At 57.1% G+C, this 17693-nt stretch carries 11 protein-coding genes; 5 read left to right on the forward strand and 6 right to left on the reverse strand.

Going from position 1 to position 17693, the window contains the following annotated elements; all coding sequences use genetic code 11:
• Positions 1-210 precede the first annotated feature (210 nt).
• The 5 genes from guaA to UH5x_RS13685 all read left to right on the forward strand — a co-directional run bounded on the left by guaA (position 211) and on the right by UH5x_RS13685 (position 11467).
• Positions 211-1803, forward strand: coding sequence for a glutamine-hydrolyzing GMP synthase (gene guaA / locus UH5x_RS13665; protein WP_047817150.1), 1593 nt, complete (start codon positions 211-213; stop codon positions 1801-1803).
• Positions 1804-1901: 98 nt separating this feature from the next.
• A complete protein-coding gene (ettA, locus tag UH5x_RS13670; protein WP_047817095.1) occupies positions 1902-3581 on the forward strand; it encodes an energy-dependent translational throttle protein EttA in 1680 nt (559 codons plus the stop codon).
• Between the two features lie 87 nt (positions 3582-3668).
• Positions 3669-4040 carry a hypothetical protein gene (locus UH5x_RS13675; protein ID WP_482632708.1) on the forward strand — a complete coding sequence of 124 codons (372 nt, stop codon included), beginning with the start codon at positions 3669-3671 and terminating at the stop codon, positions 4038-4040.
• Positions 4041-4167: 127 nt separating this feature from the next.
• Complete coding sequence (locus UH5x_RS13680) at positions 4168-8373, forward strand: hypothetical protein (protein ID WP_047817097.1); 4206 nt, start codon at positions 4168-4170, stop codon at positions 8371-8373.
• A 601-nt stretch (positions 8374-8974) separates the two neighbouring features.
• Positions 8975-11467, forward strand: a complete 2493-nt coding sequence (locus UH5x_RS13685) for a glycogen/starch/alpha-glucan phosphorylase (RefSeq protein ID WP_047817098.1) — start codon at positions 8975-8977, stop codon at positions 11465-11467.
• Between the two features lie 421 nt (positions 11468-11888).
• Here the strand turns inward: UH5x_RS13685 and UH5x_RS13690 are convergent, their stop codons facing one another.
• The 6 genes from UH5x_RS13690 to UH5x_RS13715 form a co-directional block, all read right to left on the reverse strand.
• Positions 11889-12392 (reverse strand): DinB family protein, encoded by a 504-nt coding sequence (locus UH5x_RS13690; protein ID WP_236696688.1) that lies wholly within the window; start codon positions 12390-12392, stop codon positions 11889-11891.
• A gap of 134 nt (positions 12393-12526) precedes the next feature.
• Positions 12527-13465: an alpha-1,2-fucosyltransferase gene (locus UH5x_RS13695; RefSeq protein ID WP_482632709.1), complete on the reverse strand. Its 939-nt coding sequence runs from the start codon at positions 13463-13465 to the stop codon at positions 12527-12529.
• A gap of 3 nt (positions 13466-13468) precedes the next feature.
• Complete coding sequence (locus UH5x_RS13700) at positions 13469-14779, reverse strand: DegT/DnrJ/EryC1/StrS family aminotransferase (protein ID WP_482632710.1); 1311 nt, start codon at positions 14777-14779, stop codon at positions 13469-13471.
• Positions 14776-15756: a GDP-L-fucose synthase family protein gene (locus tag UH5x_RS13705; protein ID WP_482632711.1), complete on the reverse strand. Its 981-nt coding sequence runs from the start codon at positions 15754-15756 to the stop codon at positions 14776-14778. The genes UH5x_RS13700 and UH5x_RS13705 overlap by 4 nt, the downstream gene beginning before the upstream one ends.
• Before the next feature lie 102 nt (positions 15757-15858).
• A complete protein-coding gene (locus tag UH5x_RS13710; RefSeq protein WP_047817103.1) occupies positions 15859-16599 on the reverse strand; it encodes a glycosyltransferase family 25 protein in 741 nt (246 codons plus the stop codon).
• Positions 16600-16703: 104 nt separating this feature from the next.
• Positions 16704-17540 carry a glycosyltransferase gene (locus UH5x_RS13715; protein WP_482632712.1) on the reverse strand — a complete coding sequence of 279 codons (837 nt, stop codon included), beginning with the start codon at positions 17538-17540 and terminating at the stop codon, positions 16704-16706.
• Positions 17541-17693 lie beyond the last annotated feature (153 nt).

Genomic DNA, 17693 nt, shown 5'->3' on the forward strand with positions numbered 1-17693 from the left:
GAAAAAGACTCACTCATCCCATGGCGTCTCATTCGCCTTCCCAGTCGCTCCGCCGGCACACAGTTCTCCCCTGGTGGGCCTCACCCGCCCTGCCCTGCCCCAATCTTCGTGTTCGAACACGCCGCCTGCCTCGCTTGGCCCTTCCCCGTTTCCCCCTTGCTCTTTTACACTGCCGCATTGGCCTTTCCCGCAATTTCCGGCAAGAACACGATGACCTCTTCTGCGAACACCACCTCGCCCGCCATCGCTGAAACGACTTGGCTCACCGAGCAACGCATCCTGGTACTCGATTTTGGATCGCAATACGCGCAACTGATCGCCCGCCGCGTTCGCGAACAAAACGTTTATTGCCAGATTGTTCGCCACGACATCTCCGCCGAACGAATCGCGGAACTGGCTCCCAAAGGCATCATCCTCTCGGGCGGCCCGAACAGTGTTTACGAAGAGGGCGCCCCGAAGTGCGACGAAGGGCTGTTCGACCTGGGCATCCCCGTCCTCGGCATTTGCTACGGAATGCAACTCGCCTGCCAAGCCCTCGGCGGCAAAGTCGACAACACACCCAGCCGCGAATACGGCCGAGCGATGTGCGACTTCGTCGATCGCGATTCGATCTTCCGGGGCATGCAAGAATCCGAACAAGTCTGGATGAGCCACGGTGACCAGGTGTCACAGATCGCCGATCAGTTCACCGCGATGGCCAAGACATCGACCTGCCCCTACGCCGCGATTCGCCACAACGAGCGTCCGGTGTTCGGAATGCAGTTCCACCCCGAAGTCACACACACGCCACACGGCGGCCAAATCCTTCGTAACTTTGTCATCGATGTCTGCGGCTGCGATGGCAGCTGGAAACTGGGTGACTTCGCCGACGCCGCGATTGAATCGATTCGCAAACAGGTGGGCGACAAACGCGTCATCTGCGGGCTGTCCGGTGGAGTGGATTCCTCTGTTGTCGCCGCGTTGCTCTACAAAGCCATCGGGCCTCAGCTCTCCTGCATCCTGGTCGACAACGGACTGCTTCGGAAGAACGAACAACAGATCGTGCTGGAAGAGTTCAGCAACCACTTCAAGACCGACCTGCACATCGTCGAAGCCGAAGACCGATTCCTGACCGATTTGGCTGGCATTGACGAACCACAAGAGAAACGCCGCCGCATCGGGCACGCCTTCATCGAGTGCTTCAAAGACGAAGCCGCCAAAATCGACGGCGCCCACTTTTTGGCACAAGGCACGCTGTACCCCGATGTGATTGAAAGCGGAGCCGACAAGGACGGCCCTGCCGCCACCATCAAGCTGCACCACAATGTCGGCGGACTTCCTGAAGAATTGGGGTTTGAATTGATCGAACCTCTGCGAGACTTGTTCAAAGACGAAGTGCGTCGACTCGGTTTGGAACTGGGCCTGCCCGAACAACTCGTCTGGCGTCACCCCTTCCCCGGCCCCGGATTGGCCGTGCGTTGCTTGGGTGAGATCACCCGAGACAAACTGGTCGTGCTGCGAGAAGCCGACGCGATCGTGGTCGAAGAAATCGAAAACGCAGGACTGTACCGAGAAACCAGCCAAGCGTTCGCCGTTTTGCTGCCAGTCCAAAGCGTCGGTGTGATGGGCGATGCCCGCACCTACGACAACGCCGTCGCAGTTCGCTGCGTCAACACAGACGACTTCATGACCGCGGACTGGAGTCACCTGCCGTACGAACTGCTGGCTCGCATCAGCACCCGAATCATCAACGAAGTCAAAGGCGTCAACCGAGTGTGTTACGACATCAGCAGCAAACCGCCCGCGACGATCGAATGGGAGTGATGCCCGCCACGGCATCCCACCACTAATTCTGTCACTTTGCAATTGAAACAACTGCAACCGTATTCTCCGCCTCCACCTTCAGCCCTCCAAGCGAAAACATGGCCGGTCAATTCATTTACCAAATCACCGACCTGACCAAAAAACACGGTCAACGGAAGATCCTCGAAAACGTCAACCTCGCCTTTTATCCGGGCGCCAAAATCGGTGTGCTCGGCCCCAACGGTGCCGGTAAATCCACCCTGCTGAAAATCATGGCAGGCATGGACACCGAATTCGAAGGCACCGCACGGTTGGGCAAAGGGTTCACGGTCGGTTACCTCGAACAAGAGCCCCCCCTGGACCCAACCAAGACCGTCTTTGAAAACGTCCAGGAAGCCGTCGCTGAACGTCAGGCCATCGTCGATCGCTACAACGAGATCAGCGGTCTGCTCGGCGAAGTCACCGACGACGACGAGATGCAAAAACTCTGCGACGAAATGGCGACGTTGCAAGACATCATCGACGCCAACAATCTGTGGGAACTCGATCGCTTCGTCGAAATGTCGATGGCGGTGATGAACCTGCCACCCAAAGACGCCGAGATCACCAACCTGTCCGGTGGCGAAAAACGCCGCGTCGCACTCTGCCAGTTGCTCATTCGCCAACCCGACTTGCTGCTGCTCGACGAACCGACCAACCACTTGGATGCCGAATCCGTTTCCTGGTTGGAACAACACCTGGCCAACTACCAAGGCACCGTGGTGGCCGTCACCCACGATCGCTACTTCCTGGACAACGTTGCTCAGTGGATCCTCGAAGTGGACCGCGGTCGAGGCATGCCGTTCGAAGGCAACTACAGCGCATGGCTGGAAAATCGTGCCAAACGAATGGCCCTGGAAGAGCGTCAACAAAAGGCTCGCGAAAAGAACTTGGCGCGTGAACTGGAATGGATCCGCATGAGCCCCAAGGCTCGCCAAGCCAAGTCCAAAGCGCGGATCAAATCCTACGAGCAAATGTCCGCCGAACAGTTCGAAGATCGTCCCGACGATCTGGAAATCCAAATCCCTTCGGGCAAACACCTCGGATCACTGGTCATCGAAGCTCATCACGTCAACAAAGCGTTTGGCGAAAAGACCTTGATGACGGACATGAACTTTCGCTTGCCACCCGGCGGGATCGTCGGCATCATCGGCCCCAACGGGGTGGGCAAGACGACGCTGTTCAAGATGCTGACCGGAAGCGAACCCGTCGACGGCGGCGAAATCAAAATCGGTGAAACCGTCGACCTCGGCTACGTCGATCAATCTCGCGACAAACTGGATCCCAACAAAACGATCTTCCAAGAGATCAGTGGTGGGCACGATTCGTTTGAAATGGGTGGCCGCGTCATGCACGCTCGCACCTACGTTTCGCGATTCAACTTCAAAGGCCCCGACCAAGAAAAGAAAGTCGGTGTGCTCTCCGGTGGAGAACGCAACCGAGTTCACTTGGCATCGCTGCTTCGCAAAGGCTGCAACGTCTTGCTGCTGGACGAACCAACCAACGACCTCGACGTGGACACATTGCGTGCCCTCGAAGAAGCGATCGCGAACTTTGCGGGCTGCGTTGTCGTGACGTCGCACGACCGCTGGTTCCTCGATCGCCTTGCAACCCATATCCTTGCGTTTGAAGGCGACGGAAAAGTGGTTTGGTGCGAAGGTAACTTCGACACCTACGAACGCAATCGTCGTGAACGCATGGGCGAAGACGCCGACGATGACTCGCCCAAATCCCGATACAAAAGCATTCACGCGGGCTGATCCAGCTTCGCGATCGCAGCCTCCGCGACACTCGCGGAGGCACTCTCTTCATTCACCCATCTGTTTCCTTTCCACCTTTTCAAATTCATGACGATTCTGCGCACAGGCACCAACGAAAAGTACGCCGACGGCTATGCAGCCGCTTTCGGTGGCGGATCCTCCGCCTCGAAAAAAACCGCGAAGAAAGCGACCAAGAAGGCAACGAAAAAAGCCAAGACTCAGCCTGCTCTGTCGAAGAAAAAGGCCGCCAAAAAGTCCGTGAAGAAAGCGGCGAAAAAGAGCGTCAAAAAGGCCGTCAAAGCCAAAGCCGCCACCAAAAAGTCGGTCAAGAAATCAGTCAAGAAGTCTGTCAAAAAGGCAGCGAAGAAATCGGTCAAGAAGCCCGCTAAAAAGCCCGCTAAAAAGTCCGTCAAAAAATCGGCAAAGAAAGCGGTCAAGAAGACCAAGAAGAAGAGCTGAATGCACCCTGAAGAGCGGCCGGGAAAGCCAAGCGTTTTCCCGTGCCCCTCGACACAACAGGCACGTCCTCCACAATGATGTTGCCCCCGCCAAGCATCCCGCCTTCCAACTTCCTTCGGTTCCCTTGATGCCTGCCTCACCGTCCCGCGAACCCAATGGCAACCTGCCCGACCATCAATTGGCCGCCGCAGCCTGGTCGCCGCCCTCGCAGGATGTTCAAAAAGCACTCCAGGCTCTCGTCGGGTACCTGAACTTCTCGTCCGGCCCCGCTCCCACCGCGGCCTTCTTGGCTTGGAACCAAGTTCATGACGAAGCCTCCGGTGGGGACGTTCTGAACGGACCACCGCCCTTCTTGATCATCCGAGATTGGCTGGAAGAAACCGCTCTGTCGTTGAAAGCCAGCTCGCCCGCGTTCTCCAACGTCGATCGCGCTCTCGGCCTGACCAATTTGCTCTGGTCCGGACTGCTGCCCGCCTACCTCGACTTTCACCGTGACCTGCTGTTTCACCAACCGCCTGAACTGATCTTCAACGGTTTCTTCCTGGGACGCTGCGCCGAAGTCATGGTGCAGCAGATCCGCGAAGACGAAACCATCGGCAGCGTCCAAGACGAATCCGAGCGGCTGGGACAAATCATCAGCACGCTCAATGATTACGTCGGCTACCGCCCGGTCGCCGTGCTGGAAAACCGTGCCTGCCAACCCTACGCCCACGAGTTCGTTCGCCCGATCCCGCAAATGATCCAGGGCGCTGGCATCACCGCCGGCCCTTACCGCGAATTGATCGAACGAGCCGTGCTCGCGATCAATGAAGCCCCCGAGGACATCCTGCGTGCCGCCGCAATGGATCCCCAGCAACTGCGAGAGCTCTGCCTGGACCCGCGGGCTTATGATTTCGATCACCCCGTCAATCGTCGGCCCAATTATCACTTCGGCGGATGGGACGAACATGCGATCGATTCCGATGGACGCTACGATCGATTCATCCTTCGAAGCGTGACCCTCGATTCGCTCCTCGCACGGGTCAACGAAACGCCTGACTTGCCTCGCGAGGAACTGCTCGAAGAAGCCGCCTCGGTGCTGGCCGGAACGATGCTGATGGCATCCGGCATTTCCGGTTGGGGACCGGGTTGTTACAGCAGCGATGTGACCCTGCGATCACTGATGGTGCCGATCGCCAATTTCCGCGACGAATTCTACAACTGGCGAATCTCGAGGATTGGTGGCTCGCACGGTCAACGCTTGCTCGACGAAGTCAAAACCCGCCACCAAGCGTTCGGTGCCGCTCGCCAAAACTTGAACGCGGCTCTGGCACGCCGTCGCGCCATCCAGCTGCAACACGTCCAACTGGCTCGCATCTACGCCCGCTTGGGATACCCCGACTCCGCGACCAAACAAGCCGACGTGGTCCCCGCCACCTCCGCTCGTTTGATGTGCCGCATCGATTGCGGGATGACACTGGGACTGCGAGCCCTGCGAACCGATCACTTTCCCGATGCGGTGGAAGTCCCCGAACAAACCTTCGATCTCATCCGCCGCGCGATTGAATGCGGCGCCCTGATGGACCCCTGGGACATCCTGGGATTCACCGGCAACTTCAGTTTGTACCCCGGGATTGAAAACTCGATCCACGACAGCCGACTCGACGAGTTGCTGTACATCATCGAAAACCTGTTTGGTTACATCGCTCGTGTTTGGAGCGAAGCGGCCGCGCGGGACGACGAAGTCGCCTACGAGCGAATGGACCGTCAGTACCGCGAAGTCGCCCAGTGGTGGCGAACCTTCGCCGCGCACACGGTCGAATCCGTCGAAGCAACCGATCCCTGGGAATCGTACGAATCGGCTCGCCTGGTCGCACAAGCCCTGCGTTTGTGGCACCGCGGCGGCGCCCAACGAGGCGACATCGCTTTTTGGGCCCCGCACGCCGACCTGTTCGATTCACCACGTGCCTACATGCTGGTGATCTCGGCTTTGCTGGAACGCAAGGACTTCATTCCCGCTCAAGCTCTGTTGATTCACTGGCTTTGCCAAGCCGACCGGGTTGGACTTCGCAGCGGCGCCAACTCGCTGCCTCGATTGGCCGAACGCTGGCTGCTGCAACTCCGCGACCACATGCGAGAGACCCCGCAAGAGCTATGGCCGCGAGTCAACAAATTCTTCGACTACCTCGAAGCCAACGCCGAATCCTTTTGGTCAGCACCATGCTTTGAAGTCGGTGACGAAGAACCTCGCGATCGACGCCGCGACAACTGGGAACAAGAATTGGCGAATGCCAATGACGACCCCACTGATTTGCCGGAAGACGACGAAGAATCGGGTCTGTTCGATGCGGCGTACGAAAACGTCAGCTATCGCGACACAACCGATGATGGCAACGAAGGCTCCATCTTTGATACCAGCAGCGACAGCAGCAGTGTCGATGAACTGGAAGCCGAAGTGAAACGCCTGGCCAGCCGACTCGATTTCTTGCAGTCGCTCGCTCGCATGTGGGCTGTCGGTGCGGACGTCGCTCTGACCGAGATCCACTCCGCGACCGAAGCGGGCACCCAAGTCGAACCAGCGGACTCCTCGGATCCCGTTCGTCGTCAACAACAGATCGAAGCGTTGTCTGCATGGGCACGCCGCGCAGTTGCCAACCGCATCGGCCTGCTCGAACTGCTGAGCGATGTTCGTGCTTACAAGATCAAACCTGCCGGCACCGACAAAGATTCAATGCGAATCTATGATCGCCGCCGCGTTCTCCGCGACAGCCTCATGGAACGGGTCATCACCACCGCGGTGGAAATGGCCGATGCCAGACGCTTGATCGCCAGTGCTTTGGGTGCCCTCCAAGGCAAACTTCCCGAGGACGTCGGGGAAGAGTTTGCCGAGGATGACGCCGGTGCCATTGAGCTGTTCTCGGCACTGATCGCGGGCGATTCGGAACGAGCGCGTGAGCGGTTCCCTGTCTTCATCGAAGCGATCCTCCACCGCAGTCTGCTGTACATCCCGCTGTCCCGCGGCGGCGACCCAGTCAAAATCTACGTGACCCGGCTGAGAGAACGCGTGCTCCGGCACTTGCTGCACTGGCTCCCGCGACGCGGCCTGTTTGCAGAAACCTGTCGCCTGATCGAAACCGCTCGCCAAATGGAACAACGGCATCCAATCGGTGCCGGGGCCGTGACGGAATTTGATGGTTTGTATCGTGCCGGGTACCGATCACTGGTCTGCTCCATCGCCGAAGCCGTGCTGCACGCCACCGCTGGCGAACCGCCCTCCCCTGCCCCCACCGAATCACCATCCGCCTCGCGCGAACTCAGCGTCACCGACCAAGACGCGATCGCCGATCGCTTGATTCCCCTGCTGGAACGGTTGACCGAAACGATGCTGGGCAGCTGGCTGGCCCACAGCCAAACGCTTCGCCTGTCACCACTCGAAGCCGTCAGCGACCCGGCGAAATGGGAACGCTTGATCGAGTTCATTCAGCGTTACGGCGACCCAATCTTCACACAAGGTTTTCTACAACTCAGCAACGTCCGTGCGGTGCTGCACCAAGATGTCTCATCCTGGTTGGAACGAGCCGTGACCGATGGAGACGACTTGCTGGAAGACACGCAGCTCTTCCGAGATCTCGAGCTCGGCAAGATCAAGATCAACGAAGCCTCTCGCTGGATCACGCTGGTGTTCGAATCGTTGCTCGATCACCACGCTGAATACCAAGACTACAACAGCACAACGACCCAAAGCGATCGTGGCGAACTGATCTACACATTCCTCGACTTCTTGCGACTTCGCACGCGTTACGAACGCGTTGCCTGGAACTTGAAACCGATCATGTGGACCCACGAAGTCCTCGTCCGGATGGGACTCGACCAAGCGTCGCTGGGTTGGCGAGAAAGCCTGAACGAACGCATCGCCGCCGAAGCCGAACTGTACGTTCAAAAACTGCGAGAATTGCAACGGCGGCATTCCATGCGCATGCCCACCATCGCCGACCGCATCGAAGAACGCTTCGTTCAACCCATGACCATCGACCGCATGCGATCGTTGGTCGAACCCGCCATGAATGATGCCGAAGCGGACCGCCACAGCGCCGCATTCGAACAACTCGAAGCGGAAGCCAACGAACTTTCACGGACTCCCGTCGGCGTCGGCCTGGATCTTCCGCCGTGGCTGAGCGCTCTGGAAGACGAAGTGGAAAAAATTGGCAAGCGAAACCTGATCAGCGAAATCGACCCGCAAGAACTGATGACGATCCCGGTCAGCCCGCTTTCGCTGGACGAATTGCAAACGCAACTCTCGACCGCCCAAACGCAAGGCCGACGATTGCCTCACATCCGTCGCCGAAAGTCATGATCCGGCCGCCGGCTCAGGCAATTTCGGCCAGCGGATCGAACTAGCCCAGCCGATCGAATCAGCCCAGCCCATCGAATCAGCTCAGCCGATCAGCTGCTTCCGCGTGCGAGCCACCCCGTGCACAGGCCACCCCGTGCACAGGCCACCCCGTGCACAGGCCACCCCGTGCACAGGCCACACCAGTGCACAGGCCACACCAGTGCACAGGCCATTCAGTGCGCCACTTCCCAATGCGACCGCGGAAAGCTTCCGCTGGTCCGCTTCCAGTTGAAATCACGAAGGTTTTCGAAACCGCTTGAAAGTGACGGGCAACTCAAAGGAATCTCAAAAAGTCGAAATTTTTTTGATTCACGGTTCACGCAAAATGAAGCCCCTAAGCCTCCCAGTCAGCGGCCGACACCAAAGACATTGAGAGAAAACAGGGGAGTGATCCGCCCCTCTACCTCGACCAAAACCTCCCATCTTTCCTTTTTCGCCTATCCGCAACAGGTCAGAGGGGGCACTCAAGTGAAGCGGACGGGGTGCCGATCAAGATTGGCTCTCCTTTATCGCACCGATATACTCCCGGCTTCTAGTCTCATCCTTGAAACGTTGAAAATCGATGTCCAATACGCTTTCCGCTCCGCCGAATGCTTCTCCGACCGACACCTCGTTTCCACATCTTGAGCTTTCATCGGAACTAGCGCGTCACTTGACGATCACGCTGGGACACGATTTCACTGGCGACTCAACTGACAAACAAAACAGCGAGTACCTGTACCAGGCATTGGCGATCACCGTTCGAGATCGCCTGGTACCGATCTGGCTGGAAACATGGAAGAAAACTTGCCTGAGTGAGGACCGCAAGGTTTATTACCTGTCGCTGGAATTCTTGATCGGCCGCTCCCTCACCAACGCAGTTGAAAACCTCGACCTGGACGAAGACGTTCGCAAAGCCCTGCGAGCCTACAGTGTCGGAATGGAAGAAGTTGCCGACAAAGAACTCGACGCCGGCTTGGGCAACGGTGGCCTCGGCCGTCTGGCCGCTTGCTTCCTGGACAGCTGCGCCAACTTGCAACTGCCCGTGGTGGGTTACGGCATCCGCTACGAATACGGCATGTTCCATCAACACATCGAGGATGGACGCCAAGTCGAAGACCCCGATCGTTGGCTGCGAGACGGCAACCCTTGGGAAATCAAACGCCCCGAAGACACCCGTCGCGTTCGTTTTTACGGTCGCACTGAAAACTATTACGACGAACATGGAACCCTGCGTCCTCGTTTGGTCGATTCTCACGATGTCTTGGCCGTCCCCTTCGACATGCCTGTCCCAGGCTATCGCAACGACACCGTCAACACCCTGCGATTGTGGAAAGCGTCGACGACCGACGTCTTCAACCTCAGCGAATTCAACGCGGGCTCGTACCCCGAAGCCGTCGCAGCAAAGAACGATGCTGAACAAATTTCGATGGTGTTGTATCCCAATGACGCCAGCGAAAACGGCAAGGAACTGCGTCTGAAGCAGCAGTACTTCCTCGTCTCAGCTTCACTGCAAGACGTGATCGCCCGTTGGGTCGAACAGCACGGCGAAGACTTCAGCGATTTTGGACGCAAAAACTGCTTCCAGCTCAATGACACTCACCCCGCCTGTGCCGTCCCTGAGCTGATGCGGTTGCTGATGGACGAACACGGCTTGGAATGGGACGACGCCTGGGACGTGGTCGCACGTTGCATGGCGTACACCAACCACACACTGCTTCCTGAAGCCTTGGAACGCTGGTCGGTGGCACTGTTCAGTCGCCTGCTGCCACGCCTGCTCGACATCATCTACGAGATCAACGCTCGGTTCCTGAAATTGGTCGACCAGCAATGGCCGGGCGATGTTGCCATGCGTCGCGAAATGTCGTTGATCGAAGAGGGTGACAACCCGCACATCCGCATGGCTTACCTCGCCATCGTCGGCAGTTTCTCTGTCAACGGAGTTGCCGGACTGCACACGCAGTTGTTGGAATCAGGACTGTTCAAACACTTCAACACACTGTGGCCTCGCAAGTTCAACAACAAAACCAACGGCGTGACCCAGCGTCGATGGTTGTCGCACTGCAACCCAGGCCTGCGGGATCTTCTCAACGAAACCATTGGGGAAGGTTGGCAAAAAGACCTGACCAAGATCAAAGAGTTGGCTCCGTTTGCGACCGACGCCGAGTTCCGCAAAAAATGGATCGACGTCAAGCAACAAAACAAAGCTCGCTTGTCCGATTTGGTGGTTGCCGAAACCGGGGTTCGCTTTGACACGTCCTTCATGTTCGACGTTCAAGTCAAACGGATTCACGAATACAAACGTCAACTGCTCAACGTCCTGCACATCGTGCACCTGTACGATCGTATCCTGCGAGGCGAAACAGCCGGCATGGTGCCGCGTTGCGTGTTGATCGGTGGCAAAGCGGCACCCGGCTATCACGTTGCCAAGCTGATTGTGAAGCTGATCAACGATGTTGCGAAAAAAGTCAACAACCACCCCGCTGCCAACGACTTGTTGAAAGTGGTCTTCTTCCCGAACTACCGGGTCTCTTCGATGGAAGTGATCTGCCCGGCAACGGAGTTGTCCGAGCAAATTTCAACCGCGGGCAAAGAAGCCTCCGGCACGGGCAACATGAAATTCATGATGAACGGCGCGCTGACGATCGGAACGCTGGACGGTGCCAACATCGAAATTCGCGAGAACGCGGGTGCGGAAAACTTCTTCCTGTTCGGATTGGATGCTTCCGAAGTGACCGAACTGAAGAAGGACTATCGTCCCAACGACATCATCTCCTCCGATGATGACATCGCCCGGGTGATGAATCTGCTGGAAAGCGGGCACTTCAACCCTGACAACCCAGGTTTGTTCGATCTGTTGACCAGTGGCTTGCGAAGCCCGCAAGACCCTTGGGTGACGATCGCTGACCTGCGGGCTTACTTCGACTCCCAAGCCGAAGTTGGCAAGGCGTACCAGAACGTCGATCACTGGAACGAAATGAGTATCCTGAACACGGCCGGCAGCGGGTGGTTCAGCAGTGACCGAACGATCCAGCAGTACGCTGACGACATCTGGGACGTGCGTCCGCTAAGCTAACCCTGGACTGCGAAATGTTTGAGATTGCAGGTCGCGAACACGGTGCGACTTTTGTCACCTCTCCCTCAGCTTTGCTGGGGGAGAGGTCGAACAGGCCGATGGAGGCCCTGTTCGGGTGAGGGGGCGATTCACAGCAAACCGGCTTTTGGGCCTCGTTTCACATCGCGTGCCCCCTCACCCGGATCTCGCTGAACGCTCGCTCCGACCTCTCCCCCAACTTCGTCGGGGGAGAGGTAACAGCCAAGAAACTGTCCACGAAAACGCTGTGTCAACACCCACTTTTGAACAGCCCAGACTAGTCCCAATCGCGAACACGGTGGCCTTCTCAGGCTGTTGAGAATGATTTCAGCGGCCGCTTCGCAACGTTTGAACAAGACAAACAAGCGGCCCACGAGAGGCCAGGCCTCCCGGGTTGCGAACGTTACGCCGCGCCGAGCCCCATCGCTCGTCGCCACGCGCTGAATTGGCCCATGTGCATCATCATGTGGCCGCCCAGATAAAAGGCGTGCATTGCACCGATCGTCCCGAACTTGGCTCTCATTCTTTCGTTCGGATTTTCAGGGGCAAACGCGGAATCATCCGCTGTCAGCAGCGTTTCAATCGCGGCTGCGTGCCCCGCGGCAAACTTGGAAAGAATCTCGTCCATCGCCGGGTACAGCTTCCCGTCGGGATCGTCCAAGCATGTCGCCTGAGGCGAAAACAATGCCTCGTACTTCTCCGTTGGAGCAATCGCGGTGGCATCGCACCCCAATTCGCTGACAACCCGCGAAGGGTACAAACTCAAGTGCCCCAGGATAAATGCTGGGTGATTCGATTCGATTGTCTGCCCGCCCACAGTGGCAAAGCGAGCGAATTGTTCGGGGGAAACCCCTGCCATCATCCGATCCGCATAGCCGACGCAAAGCTGAGCGGAATCGGCAATCATTTGACCAATCATGTCTGTTTCTCTAGAAGGAACGAGTCGTTGCTGCTGTTGTAGCCGCCCGCCGATCCCATCGAAAGCCAAGGCTTGTGTTCAGATCGAAGGAGCGGGAGGACAGACCCAAAATGCTCGTCCGATCAAGCAGCCCGACGGCTAATTTCCCGCGATGACCGTTCGGCGAGACTCGCTTCCGAAATCCAATCGTCACATCCCATCGCGGATCCATCCAGCGTCCCTGAATGGAACCAAGGCTCCGGAAAATAGACCCGCCGAGAAGCGTGAGATTGTCCGAGATACGCTCCCCACCAACTGAAGGTGCTGTTGGCGATCACCACATGCCGGCACTGAGCGATCAAATGCAGATCCTCGTGAGCCGTTTGCCCGTCGGTGTGCTGCACCGGCGTGAACGGGATGCCAACGTCCAAGTTGGATTCACACCACGGAACGTCATTTGAAAACAAGTAGAGTTTCAAATCGGTTTCTCGCGCCGCCAAATCCAGCAAGCAACTGCGGTAATAGTCCGCGTCCAACGTCCGGTAGATCTGCTTCGCTTTGGTCGAGGTCACATAGTCACCGCGACGAACATGAATCGCGACGCTGTTTTCGGTGTTCATCTGCTCTGACAACCGCTGGGTCGTCTCGGACGGCGTTTCTCGCAGCCGCAATTCCTCTCGCAGGCTCTCTCTCAATCCGGGAAAGAACTTCTCGCTCTGCCAGTACCCATCCAAGTAGAGATCGCGTTCTGGCGTGATCAGTGACTCCCGAAACCCGAATGGTTTTTCGCGACGAACCGGAAGTGCTCCGACATAACCAGGGACCATCCGTCGTCCGAATTGGTCCCAGGCCCGTCCCACCGGAGTCCGACGAAACTTCCCCGGCACCCGAGAGCGATCGACATCCGACAAACGTGACGCTGAGATGCTGAAATGGTTGATCGCCAGTGGATGCAAGCGATACTCCTCAAACGCGGAGTCATCGATCAGCAACGTTTGATAGGTGCGTCGAGCCAAGGAATGCCCAAACGCATACTGAAACAATTGATTGCCAAGTCCGCCGATCAAACGTGTCACGATCATCGATTAAGCCACCTTGCGAATCTGAGTCGGCCGCACAACCGCAGCGTGCGCTTCATCGAGCGTGCGGATCAGACGTTCGAGTTTGAGGTCATCCATCATCGGGCTGAGCCCCAGATAGAAGCCTTGTTCATGGATCCATTCGGCACCGGGATAGTCCTTGGGATTGACATCGCCGAGCAAACGGGCCGCTGGTTGACGAGCAAAGTTCCCCGTCACAACCGGCCGAGTCTCCACGCCTGCTTGTTCCAAGTGCGCCAACAATTCGGTTCGCGAACCAACCGCCTCACCCTTCAACAACATTGGCAACGCAAATGGGCTGGCTTGGCCCGCGGTGGGCGTTTCAAAGCATTCAAACCAAGACTGACTGTCAGCGTACGTTGCAAAACGTCCCGCCAATTCTCGACGGCGATCGTTCATGCCGTCCAGTTTCTTGAGTTGCTCCAAACCAAACGCGGCTTGCAATTCAGTGGGTCGGAGGTTGAATCCCCAGTTGATGAATCGATAGCGATCATCCACCACCGTGGGATTCGACACCGCTTTGGTGGAACCAGATGAAGTTCCGCCTGCGGGCGACTTCAATCCACGTGACCAACCGTGGGCTCGTAAAACACGAAGCGCGTCTGCATCCTCTTCGTTGTGGCAAGTCACCATGCCACCTTCCATCGTGGTCATGTGATGGGAAAAGAAGAAACTGAAGCTTCCGCCCAATCCAAAGTTCCCGACATGTTGATCGTCGTACTTGGCGCCGAGTGACTCGCAACAGTCCTCGATCAAAATCAGTTCGTGCTCTTCGCAGAATTGCTTCATCCTCGTCATGTCGATGGGGTTGCCCATCAAATGCACAGCGAAAACGCACTTGGATTTCGAAGTCAGACGTCGACGCATGTCGTCGAAGTCCACGTTCAGCGTTTGAGGGTCAACGTCAACCAAGGTGACCTTCAATCCAGCCATCAACGGCGACCAGATCTGAGTCGGCCAAGTCACGGCCGGAACCAAGACTTCGTCGCCCGCGGACAACCGAGGGTTGGATGGATTGACCAGGTTGTAAGCCAATAACAAATCAGCGGATGACCCGCTATTGACCATCACGGCGTCGTGACAACCGATGTACTGAGCGAACTGAGTTTCAAATTCGCGAGTCAGCTCGCCCATCGACGTTCGGTAATTGACCAAACAGTTCATGGCCGCGGCAATTTCATCTCGCCCGAACGTGGGCACCGTCAACGGGTACCAGTATCGGCCGAATTCGCTGGAGGCGGGTTCGAGATGGTCATCCATCCACAACTCAAAGGCTTGCAGAGATTCCGGGGTCATGCCGCGTTCGCTGAATAAGGGTTGTTGCTGAGTGTTTGCCGGTATTCCTGAATCGTTCTGGCGATCCCGTCATTCAGCGAAACGCGGGGCTCAAACCCCAATTGCTTGAGTCTGGTGTTGTCAGTGCACTTGCGAGGCATCCCATCAGGGCGAGTCGTGTCCCAACAGATCTGACCTTGGAACCCTGTCTGCTCCGCGATCATGCCCGCCAACCCGGCGATGCTGACGTCGGTGCCAGGACCAAGGTTGATGATCTGCCCATCGGTTTCCGCATCGAAGAGATGCAACATGCCGCGAACCACGTCCTCGACATGAATGAACTCACGCTTGGCAGATCCGGTGCCCCAAAGCGTGACCGACTCCGCGTTCTGGTCCACCGCATCAGAAAATCGTTTGACCAACGCACTGAGCACATGACAGCGTGCCAGATCAAAGTGGTCACCGGTGCCGTAAATGTTGCACGGCATCGGCAGGACACACTTCATCCCCATCTGTTTCTGATAGCTCTGTGCCAATCGCAGGCCAGCGATTTTCGCGAGGGCATAGCCTTCGTTGGTTGGCTCCAGTGGACCCGTCAAAAGCGAATCCTCGACCATCGGCTGCGCACATTCGCGGGGATAGATGCAAGTGCTGCCAAGCAACAACACTTTCTCCACGCCAGCTTTGGCACAAGCACTGAGTTGGTTGACAACCAAGCGAAGGTTCTCGTCCAAGAAACCAACCGGGTCGTTGATATTCGCGACAATCCCGCCCACTTTTGCAGCCAGCAAAAACGCGTGCTTGGGTCGATGCTGCGAAACATAATCCTGGACCGCGTCAGCCGAGCAAAGGTCCAGCTCGCTTCGCGCAGGTGTCAACAGGTTGGTGTAACCCGCCGTTTGCAGGTGCTTCGTTAAAGCGGCACCGACCATGCCCGCGGCACCGGTGATCCATATCGGTTCGTCTTGCCGCACTGAAAATCCTTTTTCTTCGGGCACGATTTCGTCTTGAGTTCCGAGGTCGTCAAACCCTCCATGTTTCCAACGACTGAAGGTTCTTGTAGGAAACGACTTGCAACAGATTCAATGTCAATTTCTGGTTCAAGCAGCGTCCTTGCGGGAACGCGTGGCGATTTGAAAACGGTAAATCGGACGCAAGACCTCCCGTTTCACTCGGTCGGTCACCGCCATTCTTTTGCGACCGCCACCGATCGTGCTGCCACCCAAATTCGCGGATACCTCCTGCACGCACGAGGGCTGCATCACCACCACGCGAACCCCCGTGACCCATCGCATTTGAATGAAGGCATCCACGGGACGATCAATCTGCTCGGAAGCGGCCAATAACTTTTCCGCTGCTTCTCGTGTCACCAGCTGGGCCGATGTCCGCAGCGGAATCACATCGGGACACAGCAGCGACCACTTGGACTGCCGTGCCATGACGCGATGCGGAGCAGCAAACGGACGCACTTGAAATTGCACGTAGTCCCCCGGTTTGGCATGGTCACTGGCGAAGGCCAGCGACTCGTCAAAGCCCGGTTCAAATTCGATGTCGTCCTCGACGATCAACGTTTGCTCCCAGCCCTCATCAACGATGCGTTGCCAGATGCCTCGATGACTGAGAAAGCACCCGACTTCACCGACGTTCAGCGAAAACGGATAGGAAGGCGAATGCAATCGCGGCTCGACCCAACGCTGCAGTTCTTCGGCAGGCAACAGTTTGCCGTCAACGGCTTCATGAACCGCGCAGGGCACCGGGCACGTTTGAAGAATCCGCTGGACCTGAGGTTGCCGTGCGGTCGCTCGCCGCAACGTGACAACGAGTGCTTGAGACACGTTCATGTTTTCGACCTCGTGGGAAATCCATTCGAGTGCGTGGTCGTGATTTCGAGAATGCGTTACCAAGTGATTGGACGTGATCCGCTCACCATTTTGAGCGGGACGTCTCAGGCCGCGGTCCGCTCGGACGCGACTTCTTCGGGATCCGTTGCGTCATCGCTCCAACTTGGATCGTGGCTCAACCAGTAATCACGAACCCAATCCACGGGACCGTGACCAAATTTGCGTTTGGTTCCCCAGCGATAGTCGCCTTCTGGCACGACATCAATCGGCCGAGGATTGCCGTGGAAGACTACCACCTTGGCTTTCGCAGGACGCTTGACCTTGGGAAAAACCTGGTTGATGGGGTAGTACTTCAGACAATGCCACTTGAAGCTGGCCGTCCAGGCGAACGGCCAGTAGCTGACATCATCGACATTCTCGGTCAGGAAATCTTGGTCGAGGTGAAAGCGTTCAAAACACTCTTGTTGGTGCTCGTTGAATCGTCGAAACAACTCGGCTTGTTCACCTGGATAGAACCCCAGAATGGATCCCTGAACGCCACGGTCAGGACGCATCATCAAGGGAGCCAAACTCCAGAGCGTTGGATTCCATTCTCGCAACGCGTGGAAACCTCGCTTGGCGACCAAACGACCAAAGAACCCATCCAGGTTCTGATTGACCATCACGTCAAGGTCCAAATACAGCGTTGGCTCGTCGGCAGGCAAAACCCCCGGTGCCAGAATCGACAACTTGGGCCAACAACCTTTTTGCTGACGCTCCAAAGGAATGCCCAAGTCAGGCATCTGAATTCCTTCGACCCCATCGGTTAATCCAGCCACATTGTCTGTGACGCAAACAAAACGGTGAGGACGGTTCAAATTGGCCGCCACAGCATTTCGCAACACCGTGACATACGATGCTGGGAATGCGTCCAGCCAGCGAGTGCAGACAACCGTCGCCATGGTCTCGCCTTCCTTGGTGAGAAATGGGGGGGAGAGTTCCCGTCAAAAGAACGGGAAGGATGTGTTTCCCGCGGAGATTAGCGAACACCACCTGCCACGACCAGACTGATCTTCGCATCTTCGGAACCCTTCGGCACTTGCGTTAATTTCGGC

It is taken from the genome of Rhodopirellula sp. UH5, assembly GCF_056839225.1.